19 protein-coding genes and 1 pseudogene are annotated in these 18,914 nt (G+C 67.1%); 11 read left to right on the top strand and 9 right to left on the bottom strand.

The window, feature by feature from the left end; translation table 11 throughout:
* Positions 1-57 precede the first annotated feature (57 nt).
* Positions 58-891 carry a COG4705 family protein gene (locus tag ABD212_RS12200; protein WP_344094984.1) on the bottom strand — a complete coding sequence of 278 codons (834 nt, stop codon included), beginning with the start codon at positions 889-891 and terminating at the stop codon, positions 58-60.
* Between the two features lie 235 nt (positions 892-1,126).
* On the opposite strand from ABD212_RS12200, the gene ABD212_RS12195 reads away from it, so the two are divergent.
* Entirely contained in the window at positions 1,127-1,780 is a 654-nt protein-coding gene (locus tag ABD212_RS12195; RefSeq protein ID WP_344094982.1) for a phosphatase PAP2 family protein, read from the top strand.
* A 63-nt stretch (positions 1,781-1,843) separates the two neighbouring features.
* On the opposite strand, the gene ABD212_RS12190 is transcribed toward ABD212_RS12195, so the two are convergent.
* Complete coding sequence (locus tag ABD212_RS12190; RefSeq protein ID WP_344094980.1) at positions 1,844-2,236, bottom strand: hypothetical protein; 393 nt, start codon at positions 2,234-2,236, stop codon at positions 1,844-1,846.
* Positions 2,237-2,341: 105 nt separating this feature from the next.
* Positions 2,342-2,851, bottom strand: a complete 510-nt coding sequence (locus tag ABD212_RS12185; protein ID WP_344094978.1) for a hypothetical protein — start codon at positions 2,849-2,851, stop codon at positions 2,342-2,344.
* Positions 2,852-3,017: 166 nt separating this feature from the next.
* On the opposite strand from ABD212_RS12185, the gene ABD212_RS12180 reads away from it, so the two are divergent.
* From ABD212_RS12180 to ABD212_RS12165, 4 genes are all read left to right on the top strand, one after another.
* Entirely contained in the window at positions 3,018-4,271 is a 1,254-nt protein-coding gene (locus ABD212_RS12180) for a hypothetical protein (RefSeq protein WP_344094976.1), read from the top strand.
* Positions 4,272-4,509: 238 nt separating this feature from the next.
* On the top strand, positions 4,510-7,230 hold the full coding sequence (locus ABD212_RS12175; RefSeq protein WP_344094974.1) for an AAA family ATPase: 2,721 nt from the start codon (positions 4,510-4,512) through the stop codon (positions 7,228-7,230).
* Between the two features lie 78 nt (positions 7,231-7,308).
* Positions 7,309-8,007, top strand: coding sequence for an alpha/beta fold hydrolase (locus ABD212_RS12170; RefSeq protein ID WP_344094972.1), 699 nt, complete (start codon positions 7,309-7,311; stop codon positions 8,005-8,007).
* 75 nt (positions 8,008-8,082) lie between these two features.
* Positions 8,083-8,901: an alpha/beta hydrolase gene (locus ABD212_RS12165; RefSeq protein ID WP_344094970.1), complete on the top strand. Its 819-nt coding sequence runs from the start codon at positions 8,083-8,085 to the stop codon at positions 8,899-8,901.
* Positions 8,902-8,930: 29 nt separating this feature from the next.
* Here the strand turns inward: ABD212_RS12165 and ppk2 are convergent, their stop codons facing one another.
* The 3 genes from ppk2 to ABD212_RS12150 form a co-directional block, all read right to left on the bottom strand.
* Positions 8,931-9,836, bottom strand: coding sequence for a polyphosphate kinase 2 (gene ppk2, locus ABD212_RS12160; protein WP_344094968.1), 906 nt, complete (start codon positions 9,834-9,836; stop codon positions 8,931-8,933).
* Between the two features lie 419 nt (positions 9,837-10,255).
* Entirely contained in the window at positions 10,256-10,966 is a 711-nt protein-coding gene (locus ABD212_RS12155) for an anti-sigma factor (RefSeq protein WP_344094966.1), read from the bottom strand.
* Positions 10,953-11,504, bottom strand: a complete 552-nt coding sequence (locus ABD212_RS12150; protein WP_344094964.1) for an RNA polymerase sigma factor — start codon at positions 11,502-11,504, stop codon at positions 10,953-10,955. Before ABD212_RS12150 ends, ABD212_RS12155 begins: the two co-directional genes overlap by 14 nt.
* Before the next feature lie 212 nt (positions 11,505-11,716).
* Between ABD212_RS12150 and ABD212_RS12145 the strand changes: the two genes are divergently transcribed.
* Positions 11,717-12,310 (top strand): fasciclin domain-containing protein, encoded by a 594-nt coding sequence (locus tag ABD212_RS12145; RefSeq protein ID WP_344094962.1) that lies wholly within the window; start codon positions 11,717-11,719, stop codon positions 12,308-12,310.
* A 68-nt stretch (positions 12,311-12,378) separates the two neighbouring features.
* Here ABD212_RS12145 and ABD212_RS12140 read toward each other — a convergent pair whose 3' ends face one another.
* The gene (locus tag ABD212_RS12140; RefSeq protein ID WP_344094960.1) at positions 12,379-13,182 is read right to left on the bottom strand and encodes an alpha/beta fold hydrolase; all 804 of its coding nucleotides are present in this window, start codon (positions 13,180-13,182) and stop codon (positions 12,379-12,381) included.
* Positions 13,183-13,209: 27 nt separating this feature from the next.
* Positions 13,210-14,580 (bottom strand): FAD-binding oxidoreductase, encoded by a 1,371-nt coding sequence (locus tag ABD212_RS12135; protein WP_344094959.1) that lies wholly within the window; start codon positions 14,578-14,580, stop codon positions 13,210-13,212.
* A 251-nt stretch (positions 14,581-14,831) separates the two neighbouring features.
* Between ABD212_RS12135 and ABD212_RS12130 the strand changes: the two genes are divergently transcribed.
* Genes ABD212_RS12130 through ABD212_RS12115 form a run of 4 tightly spaced genes read left to right on the top strand, consistent with a single transcriptional unit; the run spans position 14,832 to position 16,933 of the window.
* On the top strand, positions 14,832-15,164 hold the full coding sequence (locus ABD212_RS12130) for a DUF7882 family protein (RefSeq protein WP_344094957.1): 333 nt from the start codon (positions 14,832-14,834) through the stop codon (positions 15,162-15,164).
* Positions 15,161-16,075: an SDR family oxidoreductase gene (locus ABD212_RS12125; protein WP_344094955.1), complete on the top strand. Its 915-nt coding sequence runs from the start codon at positions 15,161-15,163 to the stop codon at positions 16,073-16,075. Before ABD212_RS12130 ends, ABD212_RS12125 begins: the two co-directional genes overlap by 4 nt.
* Positions 16,072-16,491: a (R)-mandelonitrile lyase gene (locus ABD212_RS12120; protein WP_344094953.1), complete on the top strand. Its 420-nt coding sequence runs from the start codon at positions 16,072-16,074 to the stop codon at positions 16,489-16,491. Before ABD212_RS12125 ends, ABD212_RS12120 begins: the two co-directional genes overlap by 4 nt.
* Before the next feature lie 10 nt (positions 16,492-16,501).
* Positions 16,502-16,933: a DUF2255 family protein gene (locus tag ABD212_RS12115; RefSeq protein ID WP_344094950.1), complete on the top strand. Its 432-nt coding sequence runs from the start codon at positions 16,502-16,504 to the stop codon at positions 16,931-16,933.
* 9 nt (positions 16,934-16,942) lie between these two features.
* On the opposite strand, the pseudogene ABD212_RS12110 reads toward ABD212_RS12115, so the two are convergent.
* Positions 16,943-17,674 (bottom strand): annotated as a pseudogene (locus ABD212_RS12110) (PucR family transcriptional regulator); the annotation flags it as partial.
* 627 nt (positions 17,675-18,301) lie between these two features.
* Here ABD212_RS12110 and ABD212_RS12105 point away from each other — a divergent pair.
* Positions 18,302-18,907, top strand: coding sequence for a hypothetical protein (locus ABD212_RS12105; protein ID WP_344094948.1), 606 nt, complete (start codon positions 18,302-18,304; stop codon positions 18,905-18,907).
* Positions 18,908-18,914: the final 7 nt, after the last annotated feature.

Genomic DNA, 18,914 nt, shown 5'->3' with positions numbered 1-18,914 from the left:
CCGTGCTGTGATCCTACGGCGCGCGAAGGGGCTGCGAACGACCGAGGGATACGTGCCTCAGACGGCCACCTCGACGGAATCGGCGTCCAGAACAGACGCCCGGTAGGCCGTGACGGCCTCTGCACGCTGCCGACGCACCTTGATCCCCAGGTAGGCGGCGATCGCGACGATGGCCAGGAGGAACGCCACGCTGGTCACCGTCGTGCCGAGGCCCAGTCCACCGTCCGCTGGGTTCTGCGAGAGCAGGTCGCCGATCGAGGCGCCGAGGGGACGCGTCAGTATGTAAGCGGCCCAGAAGCAGAACACGACGTTGGCCTTGAACGCGAAACGCGCGACCACGATCATCCCGATGAGCGACGAGAACAGGATGGTTCCGAAAAGATACCCGAGGCCGAACCCCTCCGAGATGAGGTCGCCCGCCGCAGTGCCGAGCGCGAACGTGAACAGGATCGCGATCCAGTAGAAGGACTCCCGACGGCGCGTGAAGATCGTGTGGATCGAGAGGGTGCGCTCGCGGTAGAACCAGATTCCGAACGTCACGGCGAGCACGACGCTGAAGATGACGGTGCTCACCCACAGCTCGATGCCGAGGACATCGGTCAGGTTGTCGGTGAGCAGTGTGCCGACGATGCTGATCAGCACGACGACCGTCCAGTAGATCCCCGAGTTGTAGCGTCTCGTCGCGAACTGGGCGACCAGAGCGATGGCGAGCAGCGCGCTCATGATCCACGTCGTGATGCTGAGGCCCATGCCCAGATCGACGTTGAGGTAGTCGGCGAACGTCTCGCCGGTGGTGGTGGAGAGGACCTTGATGAGCCAGAAGGCGAAGGTCACCTCCGGGACCCGGTTGAAGAGAATGGTGCGGACATGTTCGGGCATGGTGTTCGTCATCCCGCCACCCTCTCGACGTCGGCTTGGTGTTCCCAATGTTCCGGCGCGCGCTGGCGTGAGCGTTCTCTCAGGTGACTCAGCGAGAACCCCGACACTCGATTGCGGCGGTGCCCACCGGGCTCCTGAGCGTTCTCTCAGACAGCTCCACGCCCATCACTGCGAATCGCCGGGCCACGCCTCTAGCGTCGGAGGTCGAGATCACCACAGCGGTGACGGCACGGCGACGGAGGGTGGCATGCCCGCACGATTCGCACCGTCGTCGTCCGCGACACTTGTCGTCGGGACGGCAGGCGTTCTCGCCGTCGTCCTGCTCGGGTTGGTCATCCATGCTCTCGGAAACGGGCCGCTGGCGGTCGACACGTGGTGGCATGACGTGATGCTCGCGTGGCGGACGGATGCCGGACTCGCGGTCGCCTGGGCACTCGATCTGATCGGCGGCGTGGCCTCGATGATCGCGATCGGCATCGCCATCGTCATCGGCTTCCTGACGGCTCGGCGTCCGCGGGACGCCATCGCAGTCGTCGCAGCGATGCTGGTGTCCGAGACGATCACGGGCGTACTGAAGCTCTCGTTTGCTCGTCCGCGACCCGCCGACTCACTGGCCAACGACGCGATGACGTCCTTTCCGTCGGGTCACACTTCGTTGGCCGCGACGGTGACGGTCGTGGTCGCACTCCTGATCCGCGCGCGGGTCGCGTGGGTGTTCGCCGTGATCTGGGTTGCGGCGATGGCATGGAGTCGCACCTACCTCGAGGCGCACTGGCTCACCGACGTCATTGCAGGTGCCGTTCTCGGCGCGTCTGTGGCGGTGCTGACGTGGGCGTTCGCCGCAGGGCTGCGGCGGACGGAGGATCATCCCGTCTTCGTCGAGTGGCCGGCGAACAGGTAGTCAGCGGCAGGCATCCGGCAGGAGGGATCACCGGCATACTCGAGCTCGAGTTCGAGCTCGAGCTCAGCGATCCGCGATTGTTCCGCGCCGCAGCATCCTCCTCACGCCTGCCCCGAGCTCCGAGCACACGAGCCCACCGACTGCGGCCGCGAGCCCCAGGGCGGCGAACGCGGGCAGCACCGCGACGAGCGGGGCAGCCCCCGCGTACCCGCCGATCATGAACGCGACTCCGAGCACGAAGCCATACACTGCGCCGACTAAGGCGGCGAAGCCGAAGCTGCGCGCGAGCCATCCCAGTGCGACGCCCGCCACGGCCCACGGAATCAGCGCCAGCGGGCTGCTCACGAGAATCACCGTCGAGCACAGCCAGCCCAGCAGACCGCCCGCGACAGCAGCCGAGGCCAGGACCAGCACAGCACGCGTGCGCCGCGATGATGGCGCGGTGGATGTCGACATCCCTCACCTCATACCTTGTGGTTCCATGTAAATAGAACTACAAGGTATGCGCCGGGCGAAAGGGGATCGCAGCTGAGCGAACCCGTTCTCCGCGATTCTCGGGGCTTACGCCCCATCCGTCGGCGCCCGGGGGCGCGATGCCAGGGACTGCCGCGGGGTGCGGGGTCCCGGTCGCCGCAAAGCCCCGAATGCGACCGCCGTCAGCGCCGCGAGCACTGCGACGGCGAGCCAGTCCTGAGCCTCACCACTCGCGAGGAAGATTCGGCCATACGCCGGGTCGGCGTGCAGGACGACGACTTGCACGAGCGTGAGCGCGGAGGCGACCACGAGCATCCAGGGTCCGACGGGCGAGCCCAAGATGGCCAGAGCGCCGCCCATCAGAAGGAGTGCGGTTGCTGCGATCATGATGCCGACTACCCAGCCGGGCGTGCCCCGCAGAAGCGGCAGGAAAGTGTGCCAGTCGTCGCCCGCGGTGGCGTTGCCGAGGAAGATGAGCACCGGCATCCACTCGCTTCGGTACGCCACGATCATCAGCCAGGGCAGGACAGTCGTGAACGCGTACGCGCAGATTGCGACCGCGAGAGCGATGCGGACGACGACTCGTGGCGTGATCATGCACCTGGCCTTCCGTCGCCATTCTCCTCTCCGATGCGGAAGCGGTGAACTCTGCATGGCGCGGTGGTGAATTCCGGATGCCGCCGCGTACCGGCCGCGCGACATCCTCACTACGCTGACGACCAACCCCCACCCGCACCGGTGCAAGCCTGGCAAAGGAGTCGTCATGTACACGCGCGTCCTGGGCGGTCTGGTCGCCGCCATCGCATTCCTCTCGCCCGCGGTGCTCCCGGCGGTGCATTCGGCCGATTCGACACGCCCCGGCGATGCCGGCCACAGCAAGCACGCTCCGTTCACCTATGCCGTCTATGGCGACGCGCCATATGGCACATCTCCGACCGACACCAGCGAGACCGACGCGACACCGGCGTTCATCGCGGCGGTGAACGCCGACCCCCTGGTGTCGGGCGTGTTGCATGTAGGCGACATCCACTCCGGCTCCCAGTACTGCACGCAGTCCTACGACCAGCAGATCTACGACCTGTGGACCGCCTTCGCGGATCCGATGGTCTACACCCCCGGTGACAACGAATGGGCGGACTGCCACAAGAAGAAGGAGGGCGGCGGCGCGTACAACGCGACGACCGGCGCCATCGACTATGTGCTCGGCGCCGACGGCCAGCCGGTCGACTATGCCAAGGGCGACCCCGCCGCGAACCTCGGCCTGGTGCGATCGATCTTCTTCGCTCAGCCCGGACACACCCTCGGCTCGGACTCCCTCCGGGTCACGTCGCAGGCGACGGCCTACGACCGCAGGCATCCCGAAGACAGGGCGTTCATCGAGAACGTCCGCTGGACCAGGAACGACGTCGTGTTCGTCACGATCAATGTGCCCGGCGGCTCGAACCTCATCGGCGATCCCTGGTATGGCGTGCCCGCGGAGACAGCTCAGCAGGCGCAGCTGCGCGCGGCGCTGACGGGCGCGGCGACGCGTTGGATCACGGCGGCATTCGAAGAGGCGCGCCATTCCCGTGCGGCGGGCGTGGTGATCGTCGATCAGGCAGACATGTGGGATGTCGACGGCAACCCCGCAGGCACGGCGCACCTGTCGAACTTCGAGCCGATCATCAAGACGATCGCAGATCAGACGAAGGCGTTCCGGCGCCCCGTGCTGATGCTCAACGGCGACTCTCACGTGTACCGCTCCGACAACCCGCTGCTGCAGGGGGCGCCGTGCACGGGGGATGACGAGAACGGCGGGAGCATCTGCACCTCGGACGTTCACAACGCGATCCTCGGCTCGACGCGAGAGGCCTGGAACAGCCACCCCTCCTACCATGTACCGAACTTCCACCGCATCGTCGTCCACGGCAGCACCACTCCGCTGGAGTATCTGCGGCTGACGGTCGACCCGAAAGCGCACAACGCGTCCACCGACACGACCTTCGGCATTTTCAGCTGGGCACGCGTCACCGACTGACGATCGATCCTGACTCAGGGCCCTGTGCGCCAACAGCCGCACCACTCGCCATCCCGTGCTCCGTCCGGATTTGTTTCCTTCGCGGACAATACCGGAATCGGATGAACGCGGGCGATGATCCCCACGTGGCGCGATCACCGCAGCGGTGTCGAACCGGCCGCCTGTTGCGGTGGCGGAGCGCGGCTCGTAGTTTCGGGGGTGATCGGCCAGCGATGCGCCGAGCGACGGGTGGTGTGTAATGCTGTTCGGTCGGGATGCCGAGCTCGCTCTGATCACGGAGTTCATGCAGGGTGGATCCGCGTCGTCGTCCCCGGTTCTGCTGTTCAGCGGCGAGCCCGGCGTGGGGAAGACGGCCCTTCTCGACGCAGCATCGGAGATCGCCGAGCAGGCCGGGCGCACTGCGGTGCGGACCACTGCGCTCGAATATGAAGCCGACCTGACGTTTGGGGCGCTCAACCAGCTGATCCATCCGCTGCTCGGCGCACTCCCCGCGCTGGACGAGATCCATCGGCATGCGATCGCGGTGATCAGCGGCCTCGAGCTGGGGCCCCCGCCCACTCAGCTGATCGCCGGCGCAGCATTGCTCGCGCTCACCACCGAAGTCGCTCGGACGATGCCGCTGCTCATCGTGATCGACGATGTGCCGTGGCTCGATCTCGCGAGTGGAATGGCGCTGGCGTACCTCGCGCGAAGGCTTCGGGGCACGACCGTGCTGCTCCTCGTCGCCGCGCGGTCAGAACTCGAGAATCTGTTCGTTCGGAGCGGGTTCGACGCGCACATCCTCTCGCCCATCGACGATGCGAGCGCCGATTCACTGCTTGTGAGTCGATTCCCGGCACTTTCGGCCAATGTCCGAAGGCGGATCCGCGACGAAGCCCTGGGGAACCCTCTCGCGCTGCTGGACCTGCCCGCCGCGCTCGAAGGTGAACCAGGACCGCTCCATGAGACGCTCCCGCTCACCGAGCGGCTCACTGAACTGTATGCCCGACGCCTCGGTGACTTGCCCGCAGGTACCCGCGAACTGCTGCTGTTCGTCGTCCTCGCCGGGGCCGAGACCAGCATGGCGATCGACGACTGCATCCCGACGCCCGAAGGGCGTGCCGACCTGCCGCCCGCCGAACGCGCGGGCATCCTCCGCCTGAACCCGCGCACGGGTCGCAGAGAGTTCCGCCATCCGCTGATCCGCTCCGCCGTGTTCGAACTGTCGACCAGCGAAGAGCGCCGACACGCGCACGCGCTTCTCGCGCGCGCATTCGCGGACGACCCGCAACGACGCGCATGGCATCTCGGGCAGTCCGCGTCGATCCCGGACGAAGAGATCGCCGGACTGCTCGAGGCGGTGTCGGGCGATTTGCTCCATGCCGGAAACAGCACCCGTGCCACGGCCGCGATGCTTCGAGCCGCGGAGCTGAGCCCGGCGCCGGAGGATCGCGCCCGACGGGTTGCCCGTGCCGCCTACCTCGGGTCGCTCGTCACCGGTGAACTCCAATCCAGCCCGGAGCTGCTCGTCGGAACACAGCAGAACCGGACCGGTGCAGCGTCGATCGCGGCCGCGACGGCCGCCGCGTACCACCTGCTCAATGGAGAGGGCGACGCCGCCAGCGCCCAGCGGCTGCTGATCGCGGCGCTCACCGCGCATCCAGGTCCGCTCGACCCAGCAGACGAGGCCACAATGGAGGCCTTGCAGACGCTGGTTTTCGTGTGCTTCTACGCCGGCCGAGCTGAGTTCTGGGTTGACGCTCGACGACAGTTCGCTCGGGTCTCCACAGTCGTTCCCGAGACTCTCGCACTGCTCGACGACGCCTTCGGCGATCCCGCGCGGGCAGACGCGTCGGTGATCAGCCGACTCGAGGCCGCGCTCGACAGCCTGCAGTTCACGTCGGACCCGGTGCGGATCACAAGGATCGCAACCGCCGGCGCGTATCTCGATCGCGTCGGCCGGGCGCGCGACGCGCTGTGGCGGGTCGTCGACGATGGTCGCCGCGGCGGCGCGGTGACCAAGGAGATCGAAGCGCTGCTCCTCCTCGCGAACGACGATTACTTCTCGGGCGACTGGGACGAGCTGGAACGTGCCACAACCGATGGGCTGCGGCTCTGCGACGAACTCGGCTACGTGCTGACGTCGGCGCCCGGACGATTCATGCGCGGTCTCGTGGATGCGGCGCGGGGGCGGGATGCCGCGGCCGACAGTGCCGCCGAGCAGCTGCTCATCTGGGCGGCCCCGCGGCGCCTGTACACGCTGGCGGCGTACGCCTCGCACATCCGCTGCATGCTCCAGCTCCCCCACGGACGGTTCGAATCCGCGTACCGGCATGCCGCATCCATCAGCCCGGCGGGCACTCTCGAGCCGTTCCTGGGTCACGCAGTCTGGGTGGTGTTCGAACTCGTCGAGGCCGCCACGCGCTCGGGTCGACGTGCGGAAGCCGCCGCTCACGTCGAAGCGGCGATGGATGCCGGGCTCGGCGAACTTTCGTCGCGGCTCCACCTCCTTGTCGGCGCTGCTTCAGCCCTGACCGATTCAAGGCACTGGCGCGAGCGCTTCGAGGATGCCCTCGCCACGCCGGGAAGTGAGCGATGGATGTTCGACCGCGCCCGCGTCGAACTCGTCTACGGGGAACAGCTGCGGCGGTCCCACTCGCCTGCAGACGCACGTGTCCACCTCTCATCCGCCCTCGACACGTTCCGGGACCTGCGGGCGGCGCCATGGACCGACAGGGCGCTGCGAGAACTCAGAGCAGCCGGTGGCACCGAGACCGACGCCGACGCGCTCACCCCGCAAGAGGCCGCCGTCGCACGCCTCGCCGCCACCGGGCTCACGAACAAGCAGATCGCCGGCCGGCTGTACCTCTCTCCGCGCACGGTTTCCACGCATCTCTCCCGCATCTTCCCCAAGCTCGGCATCATGTCGCGCGCCGCCCTGCGCGACGCCCTCGAGCGAGACGCGGACTTGCGTCACTGACGTACGTCATCTGACGGATTCCTCGGCAGCGCACTGGCCGTAGATTCGCTCGTGTCCACCACGAGAAAGGAACATGCAATGAGTGCCACCATCGTCCTCGTCCACGGAGGATTCGTCGACGGATCCGGATGGCGCGGCGTCTACGACGAACTGCGCGGCGACGGCTTCGACGTCCGCGTCGTGCAGAACGCCACCAAATCCCTCGCCGACGACGCCGCCACAACCCGCGACGTGCTCGACGCGATCGACGGCCCGGTCGTGCTCGTCGGCCACTCGTACGGCGGCGCGGTGATCACCGAGGCAGGCACGCACGACTCGGTCGCGGCACTCGTCTACATCACAGCCTTCGCGCCCGACCAGGGCGAGTCGGTGAACGCGCTGCTCGCCACGTTCCCCTCCGACGGACCCCAGCCGCCGATCCTGCCGCCCGTCAACGGCTATCTGTTCCTCGACCGGGCGAAGTTCCACGACTCGTTCGCCGGCGACCTCTCGGCCGAAGAGGCGGCGTTCATGGCCGACTCGCAGGTCCCGTGGGGGCTGGACGCCCTCGGCGGAACGATCACTGCGGCGGCCTGGCGGGTGAAGCCGAGCTGGTATCTGCACGTCACAGACGACCGCATGATCCCGCCCGCCGCGCAGGCGTCGATGGCAGAACGCACCGGAGCGACCGTCGCAGACACGCCCGGCAGCCACTCCATCTACGTCTCGCAGCCGAAGGTCGTGGCGGATCTGATCCGCACCGCAGCGGCGAAGGTCGCCTCGGCTGTCGCCGTCTGAGTCGGATGCCGTGACCAGGGCTTTCACACCGTATGCGGGAGGTGTAGACCAGAGCGCGGAGAGAGGAGGGGGATCATGTCCATACCGGCGGCCCCCGCGGCTCCGAACACGATCGTATTGATCCACGGTTTCTGGGTCACGCCTCGGAGTTGGGAGCACTGGAAGAGCCACTATGAGGCCAAGGGCTTCACCGTGTTGACGCCCGCGTACCCGGGTCTGGAGGTCGAGGTCGAGGCGCTCCGCGCAGATCCGACCCCGATCGAGAAGCTGCAGGTCCCCGAGATCATCTCGATGCTCGAAGGACTGATCGGGAACCTCGAGCGCCCGCCGATCATCATGGGTCATTCGGCGGGTGGAGCGTTCACTCAGATCGTGCTGGACCACGGGTACGGCGCAGCGGGGGTGGCGATCAACTCGGCGCCGACCGAGGGCGTGAAAGTGATCCCGCTCTCGCAGATCAAGTCCTCGTTCCCCGTCCTGAAGAACCCGGCGAACCGGCATCGAGCGGTCGGCTTGACCCCGGAGCAGTGGTATTACGTGTTCGCGAACACGTTCAGCGAGGAGGAGTCGCTCGCCCTCTACGAGCGGTACCACATCCCTGCTTCCGGCAGCATCTTCTGGGGCAGCGCACTCGCGAACATCCACCCCGGGAAGGACGACACCTACGTCGACTACGACAACGACGCCCGCGCGCCGCTCCTGTTCATCTCCGGGAAACAGGACCCGCTCTTCCCGCCGAAGGTCGGCCACTCGAACGTCAAGCACTACAAGTCGGACACCGTGACCGAGATCGTGGAGTACGACGGACCACATCTTCTGCCTGCGGTTCCGGAGTGGGAGGCCATCGCCGATTTCGCCCTCGACTGGGCTCTCAAGCACGTTACATCCCGCTAGATGGCGCGCCGACGCTCGCAGCCGGCGCGTCACTCGTCGGCGGTCTCCTGCTTGCCGCGCATCACCAGCAGGGGGTCGACCGCGTCGACGACCTGATCGTTGCGATCGGCGTACTCGAACTGCCTGAGGAAGAACCGCATCGCGTTGATCCGGGCGCGCTTCTTGTCGTTCGAGCGGACGATCGTCCACATCGCATGCTTCTTGTCGGTGCGGCGGAACATCTCCTCTTTGGCCGTCGTGTAGTCCTCCCATCGATCCAGCGAGGCGAGATCGTTCGGTGAGAGCTTCCACCGCCTGACCGGGTCTAGCTGGCGGATCGCGAACCGCGTCCGCTGCTCGGTTCGCGACACGGAGAACCAGAACTTGGTCACGTGGATGCCGGAATCGACGAGCATCTTCTCGAACTGCGGCGCCTGGACCATGAAGTCGTCGTATTCCCGGTCGGTGCAGTAGCCCATCACCCGCTCGACGCCGGCGCGGTTGTACCAGGACCGGTCGAACATGACGATCTCGCCCGCGGTGGGAAGGTGCTCCACGTACCGCTGGAAGTACCACTGGCCCTGCTCGCGCTCGGTGGGCTTCGTGAGGGCGACGGTGCGCGACGTCCGCGGGTTCAGATGCTCCGCGAACCGTTTGATCGTGCCGCCCTTGCCTGCGGCATCCCTCCCCTCGAACAGGATGATCGCACGCTTGCCGTTGTCCTCCAGCCAGTACTGGAACTTCAGCAGCTCGATCTGCAGCCGGTACTTCTCGAACTCGTACTCGTCGCGATCCATGCGCTCCGGGTACGGGTACCCCTCCTGCCACGTGAACACCGGATTGCCCTGCGGGTCGATCAGGTCGGGGTCGGGAGTGTGCCCATCGCGCACGGAGTATCCCTGCTGGCGGAGGTGCTCGATGTAATCACGGAGCCCCTCGACGCGAACCTCTTCCATCTGGCACCTCTCCCCCGACCGACCACCGGCCTCGACGCATTATCGCCCACCGAACCGGCGCCGCGATGTCCGATTCCCGAAATGGCGCCGCGCGGGAATCGACACGAGCTGTTTACACACAACGCTGTCCTGAGACCGGAACCCGCCTCAGACTTGAGGGACCAGAGTTGCACCCGACGCATCATCATCACCTCGTTGCCCCGGTGGAAACCACCGTTGTGCGCGCCGAATGAGTGGAGCTCACATGACTCAGAATGTACGAGCAGCCGGCGCTCTCAACCCGGCTGACACCTGCGCACGCTGCAGCCACGAAGACTCCGAGCACTTCGGCGAATGCCGAACGGATGTCTTCGTCGAGCGAAAGTGGGCGAAGTGCCGGTGCCCCAGCTTCACCCCCACCGGGCAATGAGCAGAGGGCGTCAGGCGAATCGCAGGGCGCCGCGTACGATCGAGTCGCCGGAGTGGGCGGGGTTGCCGTCGACGGGCTCGGCGGAGATGTCGACGAGCCTGTACTCCTGGAGGTTCACTCCCGCAGGGATCGGGAAGGAGCCGCGATCACCGGCCAGGACGCCCAGGCTGATCAGGGCACCCGCGTCGTTGCGGATCAGCCACACCTCTTGGTAGGTGTGGGCCACGTGGGCGCCGTCGAGTGTCACGACGAGGGTGCGCGAGCCGTCGCGGGCCTCCTCGACGTCCGCGGTGCCCACCGCGTGGGGGTGTGACGGGAAGTGGTCGAGGGATGCCTCGGCAATGGATGTCGGCCCGAGCCGCGCAGCGATCGCCCAGGCACCGAGTCCGGCGCCGGCGAGTATGACGAGGGAGGCGACGAGAGCCCAGACTGCGCGGCGGCCGCGCCGGACGGACCGCTTTCGCGGACGATCGGCGCCGGAGGCGGCATCCGGAGTCGCGGTCAGACCGAGCTCGGCTGCAACTGCCGTCCACACGTGGTCGGGCGGCGACTCGAGGGCCTCATCGCCGAGCGTGGACCGCGCGATCCGGACGGTGCGCCTCATCTCAGCGAGTTCGTTCGCGCAGGCGACACAGGATGCGAGGTGTTCCAGCTCGTCGGGTGATGCGACCGGCTCACCGATCGCGAGGAGGGCCAGCTGATCGGGGTCAAGGTGCGACACGAGTCACCTCCAATCTGTCGCGCATGCGGACGAGACTGCGTCGAATATGGCTCTTGACCGTCCCCAGCGGCATGTCCAGTCTGCGGGCTATCTGTTCGTGTGTGAGGTCGTCGAAGAAGGCGAGCCGCACGACGTGGCGGGCGTCCGGCTCCAGTCGCTCGATCTCGTCAGCGACGAGGATGCTCTCCGCGAGATCCGGCGACTCGCGGACGAGGTCGTCGGGCCGGGTGGTCCGCTCCAACTGCTCCCGCAGCGCCCGCACCTTCGCCCGCGACTCGTGCATGTCGGCGATGCGGTGGCGGGTGATCGCGATGAGCCACGTCGAGAGCTTCGCCTTCGCCGGATCATACGAAGCCCGTGACGTCCAGGCGGAGACGAAGACCCGCTGGGTGACGTCCTCCGCATCGCTGCGATCTCCGAGCGACCGGAGCGCCAGCGTGAACACCACCGGAGACCACCGCCGGTACACCTCTTCGAGCGCACGCTCGTCCCCGGTCCGGAACCGTTCGTCGAGCTCACGCTCGGGAGAGTCGTCCATCGGGTCCTAGCTTCTTGTGCCTCCGGCGCTCCGCGCCTGCCGCGTCCGCCGTCCCCAGTGTGTTCCCCCAACGCCCCGCATCCGGATGCACCCGCCCGCGATCTCGCAGAAACTTCTCGGCACCTGCATCCGAAACGGTCCGTCGCGCGGAACAACACTCTAACGCCCGGCCGTCATGTTCGGACGCCGTCACCCAACGAAGGAGCTGAACGATGAAGAACAGATTCCGCCTCGCCATCGCCGCCACCGCAGCGGCAGCCCTCATATTCGCCGCCACCCCGGCGAATGCCACCGGCGGCAGGGCGCCGACAGGCACCATCGTCGACGTCGCCGTCGCCGCATCCGGCGGCGGAACCCCCGACAGCAACCCAGGGGACTACGACATCCTCGTGCAGGCGCTGCTGGCGACCGGCCTCGACGGCGCGCTCTCCGACACCAGCACGAAATACACTGTCTTCGCACCGAACGATCGTGCGTTCCTCCGGTTGGTGACGGACCTCACCGGCAGCGTGCCGGCTTCCGAGTCCGCCGCTCTCGCGACGATCACGAGCACGTTCACCACCGACCAGCTGTCGAACATCCTGCTCTACCACGTCGTCGCGGGCAAGAAACTCGGGCCGATCGCGGTGCTGCTGTCGAAGTCGCTCACGATGGCGAACGGCGGAATCGTCCGCCCGCGCGGCATCACCCTCCGGGATGAGACGCCAACCCTCGCCGACCCGCACCTCGTGCTGTGGAAGATCAACATCCAAGCCTCCAACGGCGTCATCCACACCATCGATCGCGTCCTCGTGCCGGCATCCTGACCGGCCGAGGCGCCAAGGCCCACCACCGCCGCCGGATCCCCCAGGCCGGCGCGGTGGTCGGGCCGGCGTCATCCAGCGGGGGGAAGCGGGTGACGCAGCATGTGGCCCACAATCGCGTCGATGGCGCGGGGATCATCGAGGTGCAGCGCGTGCCTTCCACCGGGGATTTCGAGATACTGCGCACCGGGGATCGCCTGAGCGAGAGCCCGCCCATTCTCGACGGGCGTGATGGAGTCATCGGTTCCGTGCACGACGAGCGTGGGGCTGCGAACGCTCGACAGCTGATCCCAGGCGTCATGTGCGGCGCTGGCGTCAAAGGCGCGGCGACGGGCTCGCGGCGAGCCCTCCATTCTCACGAACAGATCCATGGCCGACGGGTGGGCCGCCAGATAGGCATCGGTGAAGAACCGAGGGGCAAGTCGCGCCGCATCCCAATCCGCAAGGTCCCGTGTCGCCTCCGGAGAGCGCGGAGCGCCGCGCTCGTTCCCGCCGGTCGCGGCTATCAGCACGAGTGATCCGACCACATCCGGCTCGTCGATCGCGAGCCACTGCGCGACACGACCACCCATCGAGTGGCCGATCACGTGCGCCTTCGCGACCCCCGCCGACCCGAGGACGGCAAGAACATCACCCGCGAACTCCCGTGTCGTACGAGGCGGCTCATCCCCTTCAGTGCTCTCGCCGATGCCGCGCTGATCGAAGGTGATCACCCTGAAGAGCGCGGCCAGTCGCGGCACCAGATCGTCCCACGAGCGACGGGTCACCGCCTGGCCGGCGATCAGCACCACCGGTTCTCCCGAACCGGCCGACGCCCACTCGAGGAGCGCCCCGTCTTCCGTCGAAGCCCGACCGAGTGACTCCGCGTGTCGCACACTAGCCGCCTCGACCGGGCGTATCGGCTACGGTGCGATGTTCTGGTTGATGTGGAACACGTTGGCAGGGTCGTAGGCACGTTTGACCGTGCGCAGGCGGTCATAGTTCGCGCCGTAGTTGCTCGACGCCTGAGGCTGGTCGTCTTGGGAGAGGAAGTTGACGTAGCCACCGCCCTGCGAGAGCGGCTCGATCGCCGCATGGTAATCCTTCACCCATGCCGTGTTCGCCGTGTTCTCGGTCGGATCCGGCCACATTCCCGCGATCACGACCGCGAAATTGGCATCTCGGTGACCGAACGCCGTCGCATCCGAAGCCACGTCGTGGCACGCTCCGTTTATCGGATAGAAGTGAACCGTGGAGTTCACGGTCGGAACCAGCGGTCCGTGCTGCATGTGGGCGGCGATCGACTCCGGGGTGAGTTCATCGAAGAAGGCGGCCTTCCAATAGTGCTGAAGACCGGGAGGTACGAGTGCGTCGAAGGCGCCATTCAACGCCGGATACGGCAAAGGCCCCACCGCCTCCGCCACGGGCTTCGCGACGTCACGGAAGCCCTGGACTATCTTCTCGCCCTCCGACGCGGGTCCGTTGTAGCAGAAGATGACGGCCATGAACGGCTCGCCGGCTCGATCCTCGGGAACGAACGGCAGTGGCGGCGCGATCTGGAACGCGGGGAACCCGCCGAACTCCCGGGGAGCGGTTCGGACGTACGCGTCGAAGTACTCCAGGATGGCCGGGGCGTCGGAGAGCTCGAAGAACGTCGGGCCACCGTAGATCTCGGCGACGGGGTGCAGCTGGAAGACGAACTTGGTCACGACGCCGAAGTTGCCTCCCCCGCCGCGGAGGGCCCAGAACAGGTCGGGCTCTTCTTCCGCGCTGGCGGTGACCACCCGCCCATCCGCGAGCACCACCTCGGCCGAGAGCAGGTTGTCGCACGAGAGGCCGTGGCCGCGAGCGAGATAGCCGATTCCACCTGCGAGCGTCAATCCGCCGACGCCTGTTGTCGAGATGATCCCACCCGTCGTCGCCAGACCGTACGCTGCGGCGGCGTCGTTGAACATGCCCCAGGTCGCGCCTCCACCGACCTCTGCGGTGGAGGACCCGGGATCGACATCCACTGAGGTGAGGGCCCCGAGATCGGCCACGAGAGCGCCGTCGGCCGTGCCGAATCCGGGCACGCTGTGGCCTCCCCCCCGGATCGCGAGGCCGGTTCCCGACTCCGCGGCGGCACGTACCACGGCTGCGACGTCTTCGGTGCCCTGACATCGCACGATCGCCGCGGGCCGTCGATCGATCATCGCGTTGTATACGACACGTGCCTCGTCATAACCCGCGTCGCCCTCGGCGACGAGGGCACCAGCCAGATTGCTTCGCAGCGACTCAATGACGCTCGTGGACATGCTTCTTTTCCTTTCAGCGACGCCTGGGACCGCGAGTCCCCCGTGACGGTTTACCTCTCCGCAGGTTGCGGCGCAAGGGCATCTCGGTGAGGTGTCGTCGCATGTGGCTTTCGTTCCGCACCTCTCATGCACCGTGAGGACCCGAACAGTGGGCTTGTCCGTCGGGACGTGCCGACGTAGATTCGAACAAGGTTGCCCCAGACCCCGGTGGACTCCACTCGAATTCGCGGATGCGCAAGGCTGGAGCAGCGGTGGCAAAGTTGAGATTCGGCTCTCCGGAGCACTGTTGTGAACTCGACGATCGCACCCTCGCGCATCTGGCGGTCGTCATCGTGGACGAGTTGCGCCGGAACGACGGATTCCCGTTCACGTTCCAGGACGAGGTCGGCGCCACCACGGTGTGGCTTTCTCTGAACGTCCCACTGGAGTTCGATTTCGATGACCCCGCGGCGATGGGTGTCTCGATCAACCGGGACTGGGTGCTCGCGCTGCAGCGTGCCGCGCGCACCGCCCACGGTCTTCGCCTCGTGGCCGAGCCCGTCAGCTCCCCCGTCACCACCGGATCCCCCGGAGGCATGCGATGAGCGCCGTCATCGTCGTGATCGGCGCAGGTTCGATCGGCCAGGCGATCGCACGGCGGATCAGCGCAGGCAAGCACGTCCTGCTGGCCGATGTGAGGCAGGAGAACGCGGATGCCGCGGCCAAGGTGCTCGCGGACGCGGGATTCGAGGTCAGTACAGCCGTGGTGGATGTCTCATCCCGCGAATCGGTTCACGCGCTCGTGACCGCTGCGACGGCCCTCGGCGACGTCACTGGAGTGATCCACGCTGCAGGGGTGTCCGCCAGTCAGGCATCCATCGCTCAGATCCTCGACGTCGATCTGTACGGCACGGCCCTCGTCCTGGAGGAGTTCGGCGCGGTGATCGCAGCCGGCGGTTCCGGGCTGGTCATCGCCTCGCAATCCGGACATCGCCTCCCCGCCCTCACCGCGGAGGATGACGCCGCGCTCGCGACCACTCCGGTGGATGAGCTGCTCGCCCTCGAACTGCTGCAACCGGGACGACTCCGCGACGGACTGCACGCCTACCAGGTCTCCAAGCGCGCGAACGTGCTCCGCGTCCGAGCTGAGGCCGTGCGGTGGGGTGAGCGGGGCGCGCGCATCAACGCGATCAGTCCCGGGATCATCATCACCCCGCTGGCGCGCGACGAGCTGAACGGCGCGAACGGCGCCGGATATCGCCGCATGATCGAGCTCAGTCCCGCCGCTCGGGCAGGTACCCCCGACGAGGTCGGCACCGTCGCCGAACTGCTGATGACCGAACGGGGGGCGTTCATCACCGGCAGCGACATCCTCATGGACGGCGGCGGCACCGCCGCGTTCTTCTACGGCACTCTGGCCGGACAGGCGCCTGCCCCGAAAGCCGACGACGCGGGCGACCCATCCGTGGCCATCCCGCACCCGGCCGTCGAGGAACCGAAGGAGGAGAGCGCATGAACATCGAACCGACTCCACCCACTGTGAAGAATCCGCCCGACAGGTTCGCCGGGGATGTCTGGCTGGACACGATCGCGACCCCGCACGAGCCCGACCAGCGGATGACGGTCGCGACCGTCCGGTTCGCGCCGGGCGCCCGCACCGCCTGGCACTCCCACGCTCGTGGGCAGTACCTGCGCGTCACCCAAGGGGTGGCCCGGTTCGGGCATCGTGACGGCACCATCATCGACGTCCCCGCGGGCCAGACCCTCTATACGCCACCCGACGAAGACCACTGGCATGCCGCTGCACCAGGATGCTTCATGGAGCACATCGCGATGCTCGAAGCCGGAGACGACCCCGTGACAACCACGATCTGGAAAGAGCACATCACTGATGAGGAATACCTCGGCCGGGGTGTCCGAGACGAAAGGTGAGACCGAATTCATGACCTGGACAGGCCAGGAACTCGCCGAGCTCGATCGCGCGTCCGAGGTGAGGGTGGCGGGCCGTCGCGCCGACGGGTCCTCACGGACCCTCACGATCGTCTGGCACGTCGTCGTCGACGGAGATCTCTACCTCCGGTCTGTGAACGGGCCGGACGGACAGTGGTACAAGGGTGTCGCCCGACACCTCGAGGGTTTCGTCCACTGGGGGAACATCATCCGTGAGGTCTCCTTCACCCTCGACGCATCGCACGACGACGAGATCGACGCCGCATACTTCGTCAAGTACGGGAACGGCTCACCCAGCCGATCCATCACCAGCCCCCTCGCGAAGCAGACGACGCTGCGAGTCGACCCGCGCCGCTTGGGTCTGGAACGTCGGAACGCGGGTGAACAGTTCGGCGAGCACGAGCGCCGCCTGGGTTTCGGCTGAGCGTTCGGCGATCCCGTGTCCGAGAGCGCTCTGAATGCGTTCGAGTCGGTTGATGAGCGTGTTGCGGTGCACGAAGAGGCGTTCCGCTGCCGGCGCGATGCGCATGCGGGTGTCGAAGAAGGTCCGGAGCGTGCTGCGCATGTCCGCCATTTCGGGGCTGTCCGACGCGAGAGCTCGAAGCTCATGCTCGACGAACCAGCGGGCGCGTTCCTCGTCCTGGCTGAGCACGATTGCGAGGGCAGCGTCCCCGTAGGAGATCGCGCCATTCTGGCCGAGCCTGGCGGCCAGCCGCAGCGCATCCGAAGCCTCCAGGAAGGTTCTCCGGAATCCATCGATACCGGGGTGGGGCGCACCGAGGCCCAACAGCAAAGGGGCCGGCGCACGTAGATCCGCTGTTCGGGGTGTCGGCGGCGGGCGGTCAGTGGTCACCCAGAGATGAACGGTCCCCGTGCTCGTCTCGTATCGAAGCATTCGTTCGCTGCCGATGAACCGAGTGAACGAGTGCACGATGCCATCAAGGACTCGCCGTTCGACCGCACCGCCCGGCGGTGTTCCGATGGCGCAGCTCACGTGCCACCCGGTGAGCGGTACCCGCAGCAGCTGAGTCGCCGCTTCAAGATCCACCCGCTCTGCCGTCACCAGCGTTTCGATGGCGGTGCGAATGCGTACCTGCTCAGCGAGGTAGACACGGCGACGCTCCTCGACGATCGCCTCTGTCGCTGCGCCGATCCACGCATCCATCGTTCGCGTCACCGAGCTCGCCAACGCGGGGACGACGCTGACGCCGTCGGGACGTACGCCTACGGCTGCCTCTATGAGGAGGGACAGCCATTCACCCTGCATGGTCCGCAATGCCTGGGTGATGTCCGAAAGAGGAACGTCCCGCGCGACGATGTCTTCGGCGAGATCGCGATCGATCGCCTTCGTGTCGACCGGCAGACTGTGTTCGCCGGCGAGACGGAGGAGCGCCGCTGTGAGCACCCGCTGGGCGAACGTCCGGATGATCGGCCACGGCGCGAGCGAGTCGTGAATCTGAGTCCGGAGTACGGCGAGGGACTGTTCCACCGCCCCCGCCACCCACCGAGCTGCGCCGTCCCCCAGTCGGGCCCGCAGCTGCTCAGCGTCGCTGATCGCGAGCGGGCTCGAGGTGAGGTCATCGCTCCAATCGAGCGCGGAGATGACCTTCGCCATCGAGTCTGCGGTCGGCACGCGGTCAGCCTAGCCCTGGGAGTGCAGAGTGCACATGCTCGCGCCGAAGCCGGCGACACAGCGCACGATGACCCGGATGCCGATCCACGGGAGCGTTGATGTGTCGCGGAACGCCGCGGCAACTCGATCAACACCATCGTGATCTGGAGGTCACACACTATGTCCGAACACAATGTCATCGCCGTCTCCTTTGCGGACCGAAGCGACGCGTATCAGGCGCTCAGCGAGCTCAAGGGCGCGGGGCTCGAGGACCGAGTCGAGGTGCTCGCCGCCAGCGTCGTCACCCGTGACGAGCAGGGCCGACTCGACACCCCCGAGGGAGTCGACGCCGTGGGCGGGGTCCCCACTTTGGGAGGCGGCCTGATCGGCCTCATGCTCGGCGCCATCGGCGGCCCCATCGGGCTGCTGTTCGGGTGGACCGGAGGCATGCTGGTCGGCGGAGCCTTCGACATCCGCCGTGCCGACGCCTCCGACAGCGTGCTCGCAGAGATCAGCCGCTACATCCCGGTGGGCGGCACCGCCGTCGTCGCCGAGCTCAACGAATACGCCATCGAGGTCGTCGACAAGCTGATGGCCGATCAGGGCGGGACCGTGTATCGGCGTCCCGCCGAGGTGGTGCTCGCCGAGCTCGAGTCGGCAGAGGACGCCTACCGGGAGGCGCAGAAGGAAGCCGACCGGGCGGCGCGCGAACTGCGGAAGGCTGAGCGCCACCAGAACGCCGAGGAGCACAAGGCTGCCCTCAAGGAGAAGCTCGGCGTCTCGTAGTCACCGG

This window comes from Microbacterium deminutum, assembly GCF_039530205.1.
GTDB lineage: Bacteria > Actinomycetota > Actinomycetes > Actinomycetales > Microbacteriaceae > Microbacterium > Microbacterium deminutum.
The sequence above is the reverse complement of the archived record's forward strand: the minus strand, read 5'-3'. Positions and strand labels throughout refer to the sequence as shown.

Coding starts and splice junctions, on each gene's coding strand:
- ABD212_RS12115 (WP_344094950.1), top strand. CDS start 16,502: ATGACCTGGACAGGCCAGGAACTCGCCGAGCTCGATCGCGCGTCCGAG.
- ABD212_RS12145 (WP_344094962.1), top strand. CDS start 11,717: ATGAAGAACAGATTCCGCCTCGCCATCGCCGCCACCGCAGCGGCAGCC.
- ABD212_RS12195 (WP_344094982.1), top strand. CDS start 1,127: ATGCCCGCACGATTCGCACCGTCGTCGTCCGCGACACTTGTCGTCGGG.
- ABD212_RS12120 (WP_344094953.1), top strand. CDS start 16,072: ATGAACATCGAACCGACTCCACCCACTGTGAAGAATCCGCCCGACAGG.
- ABD212_RS12200 (WP_344094984.1), bottom strand. CDS start 891: ATGACGAACACCATGCCCGAACATGTCCGCACCATTCTCTTCAACCGG.
- ABD212_RS12135 (WP_344094959.1), bottom strand. CDS start 14,580: ATGTCCACGAGCGTCATTGAGTCGCTGCGAAGCAATCTGGCTGGTGCC.
- ppk2 (WP_344094968.1), bottom strand. CDS start 9,836: ATGGAAGAGGTTCGCGTCGAGGGGCTCCGTGATTACATCGAGCACCTC.
- ABD212_RS12105 (WP_344094948.1), top strand. CDS start 18,302: ATGTCCGAACACAATGTCATCGCCGTCTCCTTTGCGGACCGAAGCGAC.
- ABD212_RS12190 (WP_344094980.1), bottom strand. CDS start 2,236: ATGTCGACATCCACCGCGCCATCATCGCGGCGCACGCGTGCTGTGCTG.
- ABD212_RS12170 (WP_344094972.1), top strand. CDS start 7,309: ATGAGTGCCACCATCGTCCTCGTCCACGGAGGATTCGTCGACGGATCC.
- ABD212_RS12150 (WP_344094964.1), bottom strand. CDS start 11,504: ATGGACGACTCTCCCGAGCGTGAGCTCGACGAACGGTTCCGGACCGGG.
- ABD212_RS12125 (WP_344094955.1), top strand. CDS start 15,161: ATGAGCGCCGTCATCGTCGTGATCGGCGCAGGTTCGATCGGCCAGGCG.
- ABD212_RS12175 (WP_344094974.1), top strand. CDS start 4,510: ATGCTGTTCGGTCGGGATGCCGAGCTCGCTCTGATCACGGAGTTCATG.
- ABD212_RS12185 (WP_344094978.1), bottom strand. CDS start 2,851: ATGATCACGCCACGAGTCGTCGTCCGCATCGCTCTCGCGGTCGCAATC.
- ABD212_RS12165 (WP_344094970.1), top strand. CDS start 8,083: ATGTCCATACCGGCGGCCCCCGCGGCTCCGAACACGATCGTATTGATC.
- ABD212_RS12180 (WP_344094976.1), top strand. CDS start 3,018: ATGTACACGCGCGTCCTGGGCGGTCTGGTCGCCGCCATCGCATTCCTC.